10 protein-coding genes and 2 pseudogenes are annotated in these 14,968 nt (G+C 34.1%); 2 read left to right on the top strand and 10 right to left on the bottom strand.

Annotated features, from left to right (window positions below):
* Positions 1-15: 15 nt before the first annotated feature.
* Positions 16-5,961 (top strand): DEAD/DEAH box helicase, encoded by a 5,946-nt coding sequence (locus ACOVQ4_RS18610; RefSeq protein ID WP_421822115.1) that lies wholly within the window; start codon positions 16-18, stop codon positions 5,959-5,961.
* Positions 5,962-6,191: 230 nt separating this feature from the next.
* On the opposite strand, the gene ACOVQ4_RS18605 is transcribed toward ACOVQ4_RS18610, so the two are convergent.
* From ACOVQ4_RS18605 to parA, 9 genes and pseudogenes are all read right to left on the bottom strand, one after another.
* Positions 6,192-6,416 (bottom strand): hypothetical protein, encoded by a 225-nt coding sequence (locus tag ACOVQ4_RS18605; RefSeq protein WP_421822114.1) that lies wholly within the window; start codon positions 6,414-6,416, stop codon positions 6,192-6,194.
* 4 nt (positions 6,417-6,420) lie between these two features.
* Positions 6,421-6,825: a hypothetical protein gene (locus ACOVQ4_RS18600; RefSeq protein WP_421822113.1), complete on the bottom strand. Its 405-nt coding sequence runs from the start codon at positions 6,823-6,825 to the stop codon at positions 6,421-6,423.
* Between the two features lie 179 nt (positions 6,826-7,004).
* Positions 7,005-7,190: a hypothetical protein gene (locus ACOVQ4_RS18595; protein WP_283330301.1), complete on the bottom strand. Its 186-nt coding sequence runs from the start codon at positions 7,188-7,190 to the stop codon at positions 7,005-7,007.
* On the bottom strand, positions 7,190-7,921 hold the full coding sequence (locus ACOVQ4_RS18590) for a DUF6371 domain-containing protein (RefSeq protein WP_421822154.1): 732 nt from the start codon (positions 7,919-7,921) through the stop codon (positions 7,190-7,192). The genes ACOVQ4_RS18595 and ACOVQ4_RS18590 overlap by 1 nt, the downstream gene beginning before the upstream one ends.
* A 111-nt stretch (positions 7,922-8,032) precedes the next feature.
* A pseudogene (locus ACOVQ4_RS18585) lies at positions 8,033-8,206 on the bottom strand (PG0870-related protein); the annotation flags it as partial.
* A gap of 193 nt (positions 8,207-8,399) precedes the next feature.
* Complete coding sequence (locus ACOVQ4_RS18580; protein WP_421822112.1) at positions 8,400-9,620, bottom strand: VapE domain-containing protein; 1,221 nt, start codon at positions 9,618-9,620, stop codon at positions 8,400-8,402.
* Between the two features lie 296 nt (positions 9,621-9,916).
* Positions 9,917-10,876, bottom strand: a complete 960-nt coding sequence (locus ACOVQ4_RS18575) for a replication initiation protein (protein WP_421822111.1) — start codon at positions 10,874-10,876, stop codon at positions 9,917-9,919.
* Between the two features lie 737 nt (positions 10,877-11,613).
* Positions 11,614-11,892 (bottom strand): hypothetical protein, encoded by a 279-nt coding sequence (locus ACOVQ4_RS18570; RefSeq protein ID WP_421822110.1) that lies wholly within the window; start codon positions 11,890-11,892, stop codon positions 11,614-11,616.
* 126 nt (positions 11,893-12,018) lie between these two features.
* Positions 12,019-12,657, bottom strand: coding sequence for a ParA family partition ATPase (parA, locus tag ACOVQ4_RS18565; protein WP_421822109.1), 639 nt, complete (start codon positions 12,655-12,657; stop codon positions 12,019-12,021).
* 218 nt (positions 12,658-12,875) lie between these two features.
* Here parA and ACOVQ4_RS18560 point away from each other — a divergent pair.
* Positions 12,876-14,114, top strand: a pseudogene (locus tag ACOVQ4_RS18560) (IS256 family transposase).
* An 85-nt stretch (positions 14,115-14,199) separates the two neighbouring features.
* Here ACOVQ4_RS18560 and ACOVQ4_RS18555 read toward each other — a convergent pair.
* On the bottom strand, positions 14,200-14,868 hold the full coding sequence (locus tag ACOVQ4_RS18555; RefSeq protein ID WP_421822108.1) for a CPBP family intramembrane glutamic endopeptidase: 669 nt from the start codon (positions 14,866-14,868) through the stop codon (positions 14,200-14,202).
* Between the last annotated feature and the right edge of the window lie 100 nt (positions 14,869-14,968).

The following is a 14,968-nucleotide window of genomic DNA, read 5'->3' as shown; positions in this document are numbered from 1 at the left end:
AAACAAAACCTATTTATGATGAACTTTAGAAAATTTTACACTAGTACTGAACAAAGAATTATCGATACCGTTCTATCGCTTTGGGCAACAGGAGATGCCGAGATGCAGACCTATCTTAAATATATTTTGAACCAAGAGGATGAGAAAATATTAGCCAAGCCCGTATTTCAAAATATGTTCCCTTGGGAACCTTCTCAAGAAACGTTTGGGCAATTGAGTTTTATGTTTAATCCTGACTTTATCAAAAAACTTGATAGCATAAAAAATGAAGAATATCGTTTTTCAGCAGATAGGCTTCCTTATTTACATCAGTTAAGTAGTTGGAAAGCATCTATAGATGAAAAGAAATCAATCTTAGTTACAACTGGTACAGGTTCTGGAAAAACAGAATGTTTTATGTTACCAGTCTTACAAGATATTTATACCAATAGCCCAAATGAGATAGGTGTTAATGCTATATTTCTTTATCCATTAAATGCTTTGATTGGTAGTCAAAAAAAGCGTATGCATGCATGGTGTAAGGCATTAGGAAATATTAAATATGCCGTGTACAATGGAAATACTGCAGAAACTGTACCGCAGCTAAAACAAAATGAGGCTTTTCCTGAAATCATATCAAGGAAAAACATAAGAGAACAGACCCCACAAATCTTGTTCACAAATCCAACTATGCTTGAATATATGCTGGTTAGGGATAAGGACACCCAATTACTTCAAAATTCAAAAGGAAAATTGAGGTGGATTTTGTTAGATGAAGCTCATACTTTAGTGGGGTCAAAAGCTACAGAAATGGCTCTTCTGATTAGGAGAGTTATCGATGCTTTTGACGTAGATATCAATACTGTAAGGTTTGCAGTAACTTCGGCAACAGTTGGGGATGGAAACGATGATTACTTAAAGCAGTTTATGGCTGATTTATGTGGTATTCAAACATCGAATATCGAAATTATTAAAGGGAAAAGAATACTACCAAGTTTTGACGCTAGCCTACTGGATAAAAGTGATATAGAGGATTCTGATATTGCCCTCAATTTACGTAAGCAGCTATACGAAAATACTTGTCTGAATTTAGAGGTAATTGGAAAAACTACTAAGCTCCCTAATCGCTCTGACCAGCTTGCATATATTGATAGTTTAGCTGATATTTCTGATAATGGTCAATCTTTTCTCCCAGTCAGAGGACATTTTTTTGCAAGAAATATAAGTGGAATATATGCATGTACCAATCCTACTTGCACGATTCATCGAAATGTCCCTGAACACATCATAGGCACACTTACTACTATTTCTAAAAAGCAGTGCAAATGTGGTTACCCATTGCTAGAATTAATTTCCTGTAAAACTTGTGGCACCTACATGATGGAAGGAGAAAAAGAGGGGAATGTAGTCAAACAAAGTTCTAAGCAAAGTAATGACTTTTTTCAGGTAGATGATGAAAATGATGAGGATAATGAAGATAATTTAAGCATGAATCCTATACCAAGTAGATTTATTCTTGCCAAACAGTTAAAGGGTAGACCATTTATTTCTGAGAATCTTGTACCAGTTAAAATCAATATTGATAGCACCTTAAATTTTGATACTTTAGGGCCTCTCTTTGAAGTACCTAATACTGAAGGTTGTCCATATTGTGGATGTAATCTTGAGCGTCCTTTCCATTTTAGATTATCAGCAGCATTTCTAAATAGGCTGATGTCAGATTTGATTCTTGAACAAACAAATAGTGCAAACCAAATTAGTAAAGAAATGCTTTGGGAGGGGAAAAAATACATTTCCTTTACAGATAGCAGACAAGGGACGGCAAAAATATCAGCCCTCATTAACATAGATAGTGAAACCTACTGGTTGAGATCGCAGGTATTTCATTCTTTGTGTAAAGAAAGAATAGAGTTACAAAATCAATTTCCTCAATTAAATGAAGAGGACAAAATTGCTTGTATCAAAGAATTAGAAAAATTAAAAGCAGAATTACCGACGATAAAAATCCCTATTCTTATTAATAAAAAAAAGGCTGACATTGAGCAATATGAAGCTATAATTAATTCGGTACCTCCGAGTGTACAACAAAGTCGGATTACTTGGAAGGAAATGCTGGAAATATTGGAGCGTAGTGAAAATGAATTTACAAATTTATTCAATCATAATATAGGCGGTAATATATCTTCTCAGGGAAAAGATTACTTAAATTCACTCCTTTACAATGAATTTGCCAGAAGGTTACCCAGAGACCGCTCTTTGGAAAATTTAGGCATGGTCAATGTGATTTATCCCGACTTAGATAACTTGACTACTCCTGATATTGCATCTGGATTAGGAATTGAGAGCAATGAGTGGAAAAGTCTTGTGAAAATTGCGCTAGATTATGTAATTAGGTATAAATTCTATTATTCTATTTCTCCTAGTGTGAGAGGAATGGCTTCAACAAATCATAAAAGTTTTGCTATTTACCCGAGTGATTCGCCAATTGCAAATGTCTCTAAGTGGCCAGTATTCGATAGAAATCGTGTAAGGCCAAACCGTTTGGTACTTTTAATATGTGCTGGACTTGGATATCATGAACTAAATACGATTGATAATGAAATTCAAGATCAAATTAATGCGTTACTCGAACAATTGTGGATAACAATTAGGAGGAATTTCTTAACAGCTTATGGAAACGAAGGTGGCTATAAGCTAAATTTAGAAGAAAAAGTTGCGTTTGAATTAGCAGATAAGCTATGGCTGTGTCCGGTCAAAAAAAGGCTTATTGATACTAATTTTAGAGGTTATTCACCTTGGATTAACGGTAATGCATCAAATATTGGAGCGTTCAAAGTAGGAAACTCTATCAATTTTCCAATGTTTTATTACCCTTTTAATAGGGATGAAGATAACAATTACAATACAGAACCTACATTACAATGGATTGATACAAATTCCGAAGTTAAATTTTTTAAAACTAAAGGATTATGGAATAGCCTTCATGAACGAATTATAAATTTTAAGCCATTGTATTTAGCTGGAGAGCATTCAGCTCAGCAACAAAAATCCAGATTAGATGACCTCGAAACAAAATTTCAGGACGGCAAAATAAACATATTAAGCTGTTCAACCACCATGGAAATGGGGGTGGATATTGGCGGTATTTCAGCTGTTGTCATGAGTAATGTGCCACCTAGTCCAGCCAATTATTTACAAAGAACGGGAAGAGCAGGCAGAAGAGGTGAAAATAAATCTCTTGCTTTCACCATATGTGCTGCAAACCCAATAGGATCTAATGTGATGGCTAAACCTGAATGGGCCTTAAATCATAAGATAGCACCTCCAATGCTTTCCTTTAGCAGTAATGCAGTAGTACAACGCCATATTAATGCTTTTATGCTTGGAAAGTTTATCCAAAATCAGCTAGCTGGCATTAATGTTAAAGAAACAATAGAAAGTTTTTTCTTCATAAATTTAGCAGGAAAACAAGCAAATGCTTCGCAATTATTGATGGAGTTTCTACTTGAAGGTGTTCCGGTAGAATTGTTAGATTCAATTGCACAAATAATTAGGAATACCCCTTTGAGTAATCATACTACAATGGCAATTATCAATAAAGTTTATTCAAACTTTGAATTTTTAGTCAATACTATTCTTCAAAAGAGGGTCGATTTTGATACTTCTTTGAAGAAGTTTTTAGAACTTAAAGGATATAACGAAGATTCTCCAGCATACAAAGCTGTTAACTATCAGAAAAATCAATTTTTACATAAAAACCTATTATCCTATCTATCTGAAGAAGGGTTTTTACCTGCTGGAGGAATTCCAACTGGAGTAGTTGATTTTAATAATATAAATATTACGGATTTAAAGCGAAGTGCTGATGAACCCAAGCAACTTCCTTCTTATCATATCACTAGAGCACTTTCAGAGTATGCCCCTGGTACAAAGGTAGTAATTGATGGTTGGAGTTATAAATCTGCAGGTATTTCATTAAAAAATAACTGGGGCGGCGAGGCAACAAAACGAATATTACAACACTGTACTGCCTGTGGCTTTGAACATATTGTAAGTAACGAGTCTATTTCAAGAACGTGCCCTGACTGTAAAAATGACACACTAAAAGGACTTAATTCTCAAAGTTTATACACTGAAATAATCGAGCCTGCGGGTTTCTCTGTAGACTTATTTGAAGATAAAACAAGGGAGATTACTGAACTTTCAAATGTTCAGTATGTTGAACCTTTACTAATTGGTGTTGAATCTTGGAGTGATGATACTCATCCTGTTTTTGAATTTAGGGATAGTAAAGAAAATGCAGAAATACTTTATTATAATTATGGAGCTGGCGAAGGATATTCTGTTTGTTTAGAATGTGGACGTGCGGATATAAATCAAAATTCATTGAACGGTCATACAAGATTAAGGGGAGGGAAAAACGAAAGAGATAATTCTCTTTGTAAGGGAAATGATAATCCATATGCTATTCGAAATAATGTTTTATTGGTTGGCCGTTTCCAAACTGATTTTTTTGAAATAAGGTGTAAGGATGCAAATGGGAACCTTATCAATAATGAAGCCACTCTATATTCCTTAGGTCAAGCCATTTCGAAAAGTCTTACTACATTTCTGGGTATAGAAGATCAGGAAGTTGATTTTGGTCTAAAGAAATATCGTGGTTATTCAAGTATTTTTCTTTTTGATACTGCCAAAGGAGGTGCCGGCTATGTTTCTCAGTCTGCCACCTATTTCGAGGATGTTTGTAATAACGCTTTAGATTTTCTGAAAAGGTGTAATTGTGAATCTGCTTGTACCAAATGCTTGATTGACCGTAAATCTCAGTATTATATTGATAAATTAGATCGACATAGTGCTATTGAATGGTTGTCTAGTATTGTTGACAATAAGGTACCTTACGAGGTTGAAATGTTATTAACAAATCAACCTAAAAAAAATATTGGGACAATCATAAATGATTGGGCAAGATTACTGAGTAAAAAACAAATGCAAGAGGTGTGGTTATTGGTAGACTATGACAACATAGATAACTGGAATGTTGATAATTTTCAACTTCTAAATAGTATGAAATTGAATGGTATTTCTATTCATTTAGTTTTTCGTGGTCATCCCATGCAATTATCTCTTGAGCATAAACTTACCCTTATTCAAACAAGAGTATGGGCGCAACTTAATTATATTGATAGTTTCAGTGTTGGGAACTTACAGCAAATTGCAAGGGTAAAGCTTGTGAATAATCAACTGTATGACTATTTTACAAACGACTTCCATACCCAATTAGATGCAGACTGGGGTAATTCGAGGAGCAATTATATATACAAGCAGGAAGCTTTTAGTCAGTGGACTCTTCCCATTTATGATATAAAATTTGATGATTTGATTGGAAACATTTTTGAAGTAAAAATACCAGCGCCTAGTAAATATATTAACTCGTTAGATTTTTACAACATGTTTCATGAACGTTTGAATGATGATGTTCAAGATAAACTTGCCCAAGTTCTAGCAGGAGAAAAAGTTCATCTTACGTATTCTGACAGATACCTTATGAAGCCCTTGGGATGCTTGTTGCTTGTTCAATTTATAAATACTATGAAAGAGAAATTAAATTTCGAGATAACCGAGTTGACAGTTCAATTGCAACAAATGAAAGCTCCATATTATGAACAAAACAAAGGAAATATTACTGAGCAATTTAATGATGAAAACTCCCGTAAATTCTTTATTCAAAGAATAGCAAAGGATTGTGGTATTGAGTCAGTCAATGTTGAATTAGACCAACATCTTCCTCACTATCGTTTCTTGTCGATTCGAAACAAGCATAAGACCTTGATTACAATAAGACCTGATGCTGGTATTGAGCATGGTTGGTTTGTAAATAACAAACATGCAAATTCTTCATCCCTTTGTGGAATAGACAATTTATTGATTCAGCAAAAGCTAAATCAAGACCTATTATATACTTTGGTATTTGATGTAAATTGAATCGCTTAAATATCTACCAAAGCATTTGTTAGGTTTCTCCAAAATAATACGATTTAAAGGTTAAAGATTCTCTCTAATTTCAATTCGTACTATTTTGGGGAAGCTTACACAATACTTTTAAGCTTTATTGGGAAGAGTATGATAGGAAACCTATGAGAAGTTTCTTTACTACGCCCACTCATCCCAAGGAATGTAAAAATCAAGAAGAAAGTATATGAGGTGTATATATTTTAGGTCTTACCAGGGATTTGAAGGTTAGATATTCTATCCTCCAACTCATCCCAGAATAAAGCCGCCAATCCAACAATGACTAATCCAAAAATTAGTATTACACTCAATATCCCTGATGATGATTTAGAGGATTTATACCTTGACTCTAAGAACGTACTGTGCCCTGATAGAGTGAGTTCTTCTCTTGTACTCGTTCCAAATGGTTGTGATGTTACTTCAAACATAGGTTTATGAAAGTTTTACTAGGTTCATGATGATGGTAAAAATGTCTTCTATGTGGTTAACCTGAAATTGTCTTTCAGTATTATCTACACACATAATGTTTAGTGTGTTTCCTTTATGAGTTTCGTAGGCTTGCTGCATTCTATCATTTTCATAGAAGGCAATCTTTTTAATCAGTACCTCTAGTTCTTCTTTTGAATAGGTCATTTCTGTTTTCTGCTGCTTTGTTTGATGATGTCTTTGCCCAAGAATCGTATCAACGTATTCACTTAGCGTTAGTCCGTATAGATTAGCTTCTTGAGCGAGTTGGATTTTTGTACCTGCGTCGCACTTAAATCCAATTGTTACTTTGTTTGTTGCGAACTCTAGTCCTTCCAGTTGTAGAGCTCTACCCGTTTTGAGGTGATTCATGTAGTGAATTATTGGAGGCCACCCTCCTGTTTATGTGTTTACCTCTCAAACTTAATTAACCCATGTTAGACACTTTTAGGTTAATCTAGGTTAATCTAGGTTAATCCCAATTAATTCGGGTTAATTCCAGTTAATTCATGTTAACATGGGTTAATCTGTTGAAAGGAGGTTATTTCAAATTAATCACTTAAAGGACCTAGGTGGTTAATAATAGCTTCTACCTCTTTAGGGGTTAGCACCCTTCTCGTTTTATCAAGTTGAAATTGGGAGTTGGGAATACGCATCAACATCTTGTTAAATGTCTTGAGACATACTTGGTATTCTTGTGCTAATTTTGTGCGAGTGGTGGTTCGGTATTTGTACATTAGTGTTTATGGTATTGTTGATTTGGAAAAGTATTTGAATTAAAATCCCATGACACGGGATAGTTATTGTCATTTAGCGCAAGTCCTAGTTCTGTATCTGTTTTCATTAGATAATCTGCTAGATCATATCCCTTCTCCCTTTGTTGAATCGTTGCTTTATTTTCTAAGACACTTGATACTGAAACTGTGTATCCCAAGATTTCAAGAAGAGAGGCTTTATCTTGCCATTTTTGGTAAGGTGTTTTACCGTTTCTATCTTCCACTCCTACATCAGGGAAAAGAATTAACTTAAATTGCTTTAGGGGTCTAAAGTTTTCAATTGACAAATTCATTCCCCCAGACGCTAACCAAATCACGTTTGGAATTAATGCTGTCATAAGCACTGCTGTTTTTTCGGATTCAACAATACAGATGCTTTTGGCTTCGTGGGTATTAATTTGATGTAATCCAAAAAAGCACTGATTGAGTCTAAAATCTTTCCACTTGGCTACTGAGTGAGCCCATTGAATATGATTGAACGGATGCTTACACCTTCTCCCTGTATCGGAATCATAAAGCATGATTTTTCCTGCGTGTATATTCATCCGTTCATCAATCTGCCAGAACATTGTACTACCTTTCCAGTAGGTAGAGGTACCCAGTTTGAAGCGATTTACTAAGTACAGAGTTAAGTCTTCTTTAAAGAGCCGCCTAAGATACCTAATCAAATTATTGGGCTCATCTCTATTCATTGTTCTATCCAAATAACTTTTTTGTATATACGTTGGTAGCAATATTGACTCTTTTGAGTGTCTTCCAATCGCTATTGGTGCATAATTGCTACCAATTTTCTCTAAAAAAGCCTTCGGAGTTAGATGATATGCACAATTTACTTCTCTGTTGCACCTCCCAACATCATCTGGCATGTAATTACCATTCTCGTTGTCCCAATATCTTTTTAATGTTCGTTTTCCGCAGCTTGGACACTTGTACAACCTAGTCGGAGTCGTTTTATCTAATGAATATCTAAAAGTCATAGTTTTAAAAGTTGTAGTTTTAAAGTTACCTACTTACCTAATGTATTGTATCTTATTAATAATTAGAACTTTATGAGATTTATATGTAGGTAGGTAAGAACGGATTATGACTATCTTGTAAAGTTACCTAAATATATTAATTTACTGGTTATGAGAATATTACTTGTAAATAGGTAAGTAGGTAACTTAATTTCTAGAAGTTTAAGCTTTTAACTACCCAATAGCCATATACTTGTATTCCATTTTTTACTCTTTTGTCTCTTTGGTAGTATTTTGAAAGAACCTTTCCCATTTGGACATGATTAATTTTAGAAATCCCTGAATTTACTTTTAGATATGTTGTTATTTCAGACGCTTGTAGAAACTCCTTTTGATGATCATTAGTACTATTAGGAACATCTAAGTATTTATGAATCAACTCATCCTCAACCGATAGCATTTGAAATTGAGAATTTCGAATCTCGTTTTCTTGTATTTCTCGTTGACTTAGATCACAAGGGAATTGGCTTTGATATAAGTAGAATGCCTGTCTCCAAACGTCATCAATATTAATGCTTGACTTATATTCCCAGTTTATTGAATTTATTTGAAAGCATAACCATCTAACAGAACCAGTTTCATCAGATAGGAATTGTCCCAAGTTTGTTGATCCTATGAAAGAGCAGCGTCGAACTATATTGCTATTTTTAGCCTCATACGGTAGTCTAACATTAATGGAAGTCTTTGAGAAATAGGACTTTAAAGCATTTATCTCAGCTTTGTGTAAGGTACTTAATTCATCAAGATTGATAATAAAGTTCTTAGCTAATAAGATGAGTCCATCTTTGTCTGTGGTAATATCTTCTGCAAAGTAATCCTTTAATGTAGGAGGAGTTAAGAATCGACAGAAGGTAGTTTTACCTGTATTTTGTCCAGCTTGTACTAGAATGAAAGCTTGTTTGTTGAAGTAGTCATCGTCTAAAGCACATTTAACAGTTCTGACTAAATGCTTTTTAAATTGTTTGTTGAATTCTCCTTGATTTTCCGCTTGTACAAAGTTTGCTAATTTATCAATGTAGTCAGGTTCCTCTGGTTTATAGCTCTTTAGTTGTTTGAAGTAGTTATCTATAGGATTGACTTTAGGGACAAAATCACTTTTTAGAATTTCTCGAAAATCAGATTTAGATATCTTAATTCCTTGTTCCCTTAGACTCACATATAAATTAGAGTCATTTAAAGTTTCAAACTTATTCAGCCCTTTAGGAGATATTTCTAAATCAAGCTTAATCGAGTCTAGTCTCAAATCAAAGTCAAGTAATGCTTTTTTGACTCGGACAAAGGTGTTTGAACTATTTTTGCTTGGAGCTTCCTGCTCAAATTTGTGTATTTCCTTTTCTACGTCGGAAATATACACCTCTCTTTTTGTACATTTCATATTGAATGAAATTCTATTTTACTTATTTAGTGATTATAATAAACTTATCTGAAGACAGTTTTGGTACTAATACGTTGTAGATTTTATTGTATTAATTTGTGCAAATGTATAACAGGATTTATTTATTTCAAAACGTTAGTATATATACGAATAAAATTATTTATAAATAACAATCTAGTTTTTACTAAGTGTTTAAAAGTCAGCATTTTGCATTTTTTGAAGTTTCAAATATTTATCTTTTTTGTTACAGATAACAAAAAAAGAGGTAACAAAGCTATACTGCTACCTCTTTTTGACTACTTATTTGTCGATTTGTAAGTTTTATTAAATCCTAATGATTTTGCCATATACTGAGTCTTAGAGCTCTTAATCAGAATAATTCCATTATCTATTTTTGAATTAACTTCAGCAAACTTCTCCAACAGGTCGTCATTTGAGAGAATCATTTTCATTTGCTCCTTGTTAAACGTATATTCTGTTTCAAGAATTCCTTGAGCAATTAGTCTAACCATATTAGGATTAGCGCTCCTAAATCCGTCAAGTTCTTCTTCTACCGAATTGTATTTTACATCTCGCACCGTAGTTATTGCAAACGCCAAGGATATGACGCTTTTACCCTTCTTTTGATGCGGCTCATAATTTATGACAATATCTGCCTTTTCATAAATATCGGCTCTTGCTTTTTCCAATACACGCTTTTTAAAATCAGCATAGGCATAATTCGTATTGAATATTTTTTGTAATTCAGCTACTTCAATAACAAACGTTTTTCTGTTGCTATTTCGTAACTCCATCATTACAATTTCGTACATTCTTTGAGAGTATACACTTTGAAACTGAAGAAAAATGTCAATATTATACTTCGTATATTCTTGTCCCAAGTTTAGCAAAAAGTCCAACGATGAGCGAGTTACAAGCAATTCAAGCATTCCATTGTTATTGATATTATATCTTATGTCTGGAAACAAAACGATACTTAGCAATTGGTTCTTTACCTCAGAGTGATACTGAACTTTCTTCTGCTGAAGGTTTTCTAAACACTCTTTGATGTATTTATATTGAACATGTTTGGCAACATCTATTATGGGAATTTTGAAAGTATGAGTGGATTGACCTTCATATTTGCCTACATGATCCAATTGATTTAAAACTACCGATAGGATTTTTCTTTCATTCAACCCCCATTCTTGTCTCGATAAGGTCAGGCTGTTAGGTTGAAAATTATTTTTTCTTAGTTGAAATAGTTCAGTAGACATAAGCAATAGTTGTAAAATATTAATTTTTAATCTCTCATTTACACAAAGTTAAGGAGAATAATGACATAATAATATACCTGTCATTATTCTTTTTGAATTATTATTTTCCAGCCTAAGCATTTATGCCTTTCAATTTGTCATTATTCTAAAAATCATCTTGATATATGTTAAGATTGACTCAAATTTTGTCTTTCAATTTGTCATTATTTGCCGTACTTCATTGTGGATAACTCAAGAATTATGTGGATAACTTGCGATTTTTAGCCAAATTTTGGCTTTCAATTTGTCATTATTTGCCACACCCTTGGCTTTCAATTTGTCATTATTTGGCTTTCAATTTGTCATTATTTGCCACACCCTTGCCTTTCAATTTGTCATTATTTGCCTTTCAATTTGTCATTATTCTCTTTGCAATTGCCTGTAAATCAATTTAATAGGAGGCCCCTAAATCAATCAAATATTTAATTGATAAAATAAATAAAATCATGATTTGTTTTTTAAAGTTAAAATTTTCAAAAAAGTAGACCAAGAATAAAAATGTCAAAATGGAAAATTTCAAAAATCAAACTAAATTGTAGCAAGTAGGGCCGTGAACTAAATGTTTAGTTTTAATATTTCGATTTTAAGGCGTTATTTTTGGTTCAAATGATTACTTATATAGATAGTGTGGTAAACGTCTCTTAAAATCAAAAAAACACCTATAATTCTAATATCCATAGGTGCTCTCTAATGTATTTCTATTTATTACCCTCTTCAAGATCTTTATTTATCAAATCAAGGATATATTCTCTAGTAGTTTTATATCCCTTTGTCAGTTGTCTAATCTTAATTGGCTGATAAAGTTCTTCTGGTACATCAACACTGAGCCGAGTCTGTTTCCCTTGAGTGCTATGTATTTTTTGCACCACTTTATCTGTAGTTTTTACATCTATTTCTGTAGTTTTCAATTCCACCTTTTTAGGCAGTAAGTTTGAAACATTTCTTAATCCAATATTTGATTTATTATCTTTAGCCATATTCTTTTTTATTTAAGTATTTACTATTTTGTAAAACTCTGATTATCAATGCTAATATTTTACTTATGTATCAAAAAGGCTACCAATTAAGTAAATAAGTATATACTCAAAAGTTTAAATACTTATTTACTTAATTGGTAGTAATGACAATACCTCTGTGTAAAGTGAAATCAATTCCTGTTTAGCTTTTTCATCTTTATATTCTAGTACTCCAAGACCTTTAATTACGGCCTCAGCATAAGCAGTTCTATCTTTTAAAGTTGTGTCTACAACACCTATCCCTGTTTCCTGAAGAATTTCTTTGACCTCTTTACTCAGATTGGTATTAGGTCTATATCGATTTAGAATAAAGCGAGCAGGAATATCTTCCTCCTTTTCGACTTTTGCATCCTCAAAACGTTGCATAAATTGTTCAGTCGCCCAGATGTCCAAACCACTAGGTAAGATTGGTACTAACAGCAAATCCGCCAAAAGAATAATCTTACTGGTGATTTTATCCAACGATGGTGTGCCATCGATGATTACAATCTCATAATCTCTAGCTAGCTGTTTGATATTAGCAGCCAATGTTTTTTCAGGTGTCCCAAAAGTTGGAATCAATGGTAAATCTTCACCTCGTAAACTAGACCAGCGTAATGCACTCTGGTTTGCATCAGCATCGGCAATGCAGACCTTATATCCACCATGAGCAAAGCATACCGCCAAATTCTGAGAAATAGTAGACTTACCTACACCGCCCTTCAAGCTTGTTACAGATATTATCATATTAATTAGTTTTGTGATGTGGTAATTTTATAAGCAATAGCAAAATATATAATGACTTTTTTAAGTTTATTAAAAAATAGGTAAAGCATATCAAGCAAGAAAAGGATATGGTTTTTAATTAGCAATGATATTGATAGTAAACGGTATATTATGACACATAAAAATACTTATACAAAAAGAGATTGTTCAATTAAGTGTGTCTGCTAACTTAGCTACCAATGAAGAAAAAACAGACAGTTGAGGGTCTTCTGACAGATCCCACGATGACAGCTCGCTTGAAAGAGCATCTTTACAGTAAGAAGGGTATTCTGGGTAAAGAGAGTCCCTTTAGTGAGATTTTACAAGAGATGGTCAACACGATGCTTGAGGGAGAGATCGACAGTTTTCTTGCTGAAGAACGATCCACAGGTAGTATTAATAAACGGAATGGGAAGACACCCAAACGAGTTTTGAGCGAAATGGGTTCTTTAGATATTTCGACACCTCGAGACCGTAACGGCGACTTTGAGCCAGAACTAATCGGCAAACGAGAACGAGAATTGAGTAGTGGCTTGGATGAACAGATTTTGGCGCTCTATGCTCAAGGGAACTCGGTGGAAGACGTCAGACGTTTGGTGGAAGATATTTATGGGGTTGGTATCTCTGCGGGGCGTATTTCACAGATTACCGATAAGATACTTCCTCAGATCCAAGAATGGCGTACAAGAATCCTACAAAGTTTCTATCCGATTGTATATTTGGATGCCATTCACTTCAAAGTGCGTCAGGACGGCAAATATACCCAGAGCGCCTTCTACACGGTTTATTCGGTAGATTGGGAAGGGAATCGGGATGTATTGGGGTTGTATATCAACTCGGGTGGCGAAGGAGCTAAGAAGTGGGGCTTAGTGATGGAAGACCTTAAGTCCAGAGGTGTGCTAGACATTTTAGTGGTGTGTACGGACGATTTACAGGGGTTCAGTGAACAGATTCAGGAGGTTTTTCCTCAATCTATTGTCCAAAAATGTATTGTCCACCAGATGCGGAATTCGCTAAAATACGTGGATGAAGTGGACAAAAAGGCAATCAGTAAGGATTTACGTCAGGTATATACATCCAGCACGGAAGAAAGTGCAAGAACTGCACTTGCCGCTTTTGAGGCCAAATGGGGTAAGAAATACAAATATATCCTCAAGCAATGGAGGGAAAACTGGGGAGAATTGATGGCCTTTTTGGACTTTCCATTACCGATGCGAAAAATGATTTATACGACCAATCCGGTGGAAGCACTTCATCGCATTATGCGTAAGTTGGTCAAAAGTAAGGCGGCTTGAGTATCAGAAACGGCTTTGTTAAAACAGCTCTATTTATCCATCACCAGGAACGAGAAATCATGGAAGAGAAAGGCGAATGGATGGACCTCCATCCAACGGGAAATCATGGAACTTTACCCACAGAGAGTACCGCAAAAATGTTAATTCCATAGGGACTGGCTAGGAGGCCTTCGGCCTCCTAGCCAGTCCCTGTCTTACATATTTTTTAACCTAGACACAGTTTAGTGAACTATTCCAGAATCTTTTGGAAATCGTGAGGGAAAAAAATTATAAAACAGATGATTACAATTGACAGTATAATATTGGGTGATAAAAAACTGTTTTGAGATTGAGTTTTAATTATTTCGTGAGTAAAGTAAAAGGTACAATTACCTGCCCAATGTATTGAACCAGTTGTCCAGATTTGTTTTGTTTTTACAAGTGGAATTATAAAAATAACTCCAAGAAGAAACAAGTAGCTGTAAGTTTCTATACCATCACCTAATCTGTAGATATGGTTCAACACATAGATTGATGATGAGACGAGAATAATTGCAATATTTCCTATTTTTTTTTTAGTATGTGCAAAAACATACCCTCTTGTAAGAATATCTTCTGAAAAAGATGAAAAGAAGTTACCAAAGACAAATAATGAAAAAGGGATTATTGCTTCTTTAATTGTTGGTACAAGTATAATTCTCTCAGCACCTGAAAGAATAGATATGGTAAATGTAACTCCATAAATTATAATTCCGATTAGCAATCCAAAGCCCATTTGTTTGAAAATTTTTGTAGACCTTATAAATCCCCAATCAGAGAAACCATTACCAAATTGCAGCTTTGCGATTAACCATGCAGTTACAAAAAATAATAATTGAATAGACAAGAAGCCTAAAGGGCTATTTTTCTTGACAATCATAAATTCTGCTATATGGTATAAACTAAATAGCAAAGTAAATCCTATAATGGGGCATCACCCAAATTTCGGGGAAATTCGCCACGAAAAGCATATAACTAAT

The sequence above is a fragment of the Flectobacillus sp. genome (assembly GCF_049240685.1).
GTDB lineage: Bacteria > Bacteroidota > Bacteroidia > Cytophagales > Spirosomataceae > Flectobacillus.
Note: the sequence above shows the minus strand (reverse complement) of the source record. Positions and strands in the feature narration are given on the sequence as shown.

Coding starts and splice junctions, on each gene's coding strand:
- ACOVQ4_RS18600 (WP_421822113.1), bottom strand. CDS start 6,825: ATGAATCACCTCAAAACGGGTAGAGCTCTACAACTGGAAGGACTAGAG.
- ACOVQ4_RS18555 (WP_421822108.1), bottom strand. CDS start 14,868: ATGATTGTCAAGAAAAATAGCCCTTTAGGCTTCTTGTCTATTCAATTA.
- parA (WP_421822109.1), bottom strand. CDS start 12,657: ATGATAATATCTGTAACAAGCTTGAAGGGCGGTGTAGGTAAGTCTACT.
- ACOVQ4_RS18610 (WP_421822115.1), top strand. CDS start 16: ATGATGAACTTTAGAAAATTTTACACTAGTACTGAACAAAGAATTATC.
- ACOVQ4_RS18580 (WP_421822112.1), bottom strand. CDS start 9,620: ATGAAATGTACAAAAAGAGAGGTGTATATTTCCGACGTAGAAAAGGAA.
- ACOVQ4_RS18595 (WP_283330301.1), bottom strand. CDS start 7,190: ATGTACAAATACCGAACCACCACTCGCACAAAATTAGCACAAGAATAC.
- ACOVQ4_RS18605 (WP_421822114.1), bottom strand. CDS start 6,416: ATGTTTGAAGTAACATCACAACCATTTGGAACGAGTACAAGAGAAGAA.
- ACOVQ4_RS18590 (WP_421822154.1), bottom strand. CDS start 7,921: ATGAATAGAGATGAGCCCAATAATTTGATTAGGTATCTTAGGCGGCTC.
- ACOVQ4_RS18575 (WP_421822111.1), bottom strand. CDS start 10,876: ATGTCTACTGAACTATTTCAACTAAGAAAAAATAATTTTCAACCTAAC.
- ACOVQ4_RS18570 (WP_421822110.1), bottom strand. CDS start 11,892: ATGGCTAAAGATAATAAATCAAATATTGGATTAAGAAATGTTTCAAAC.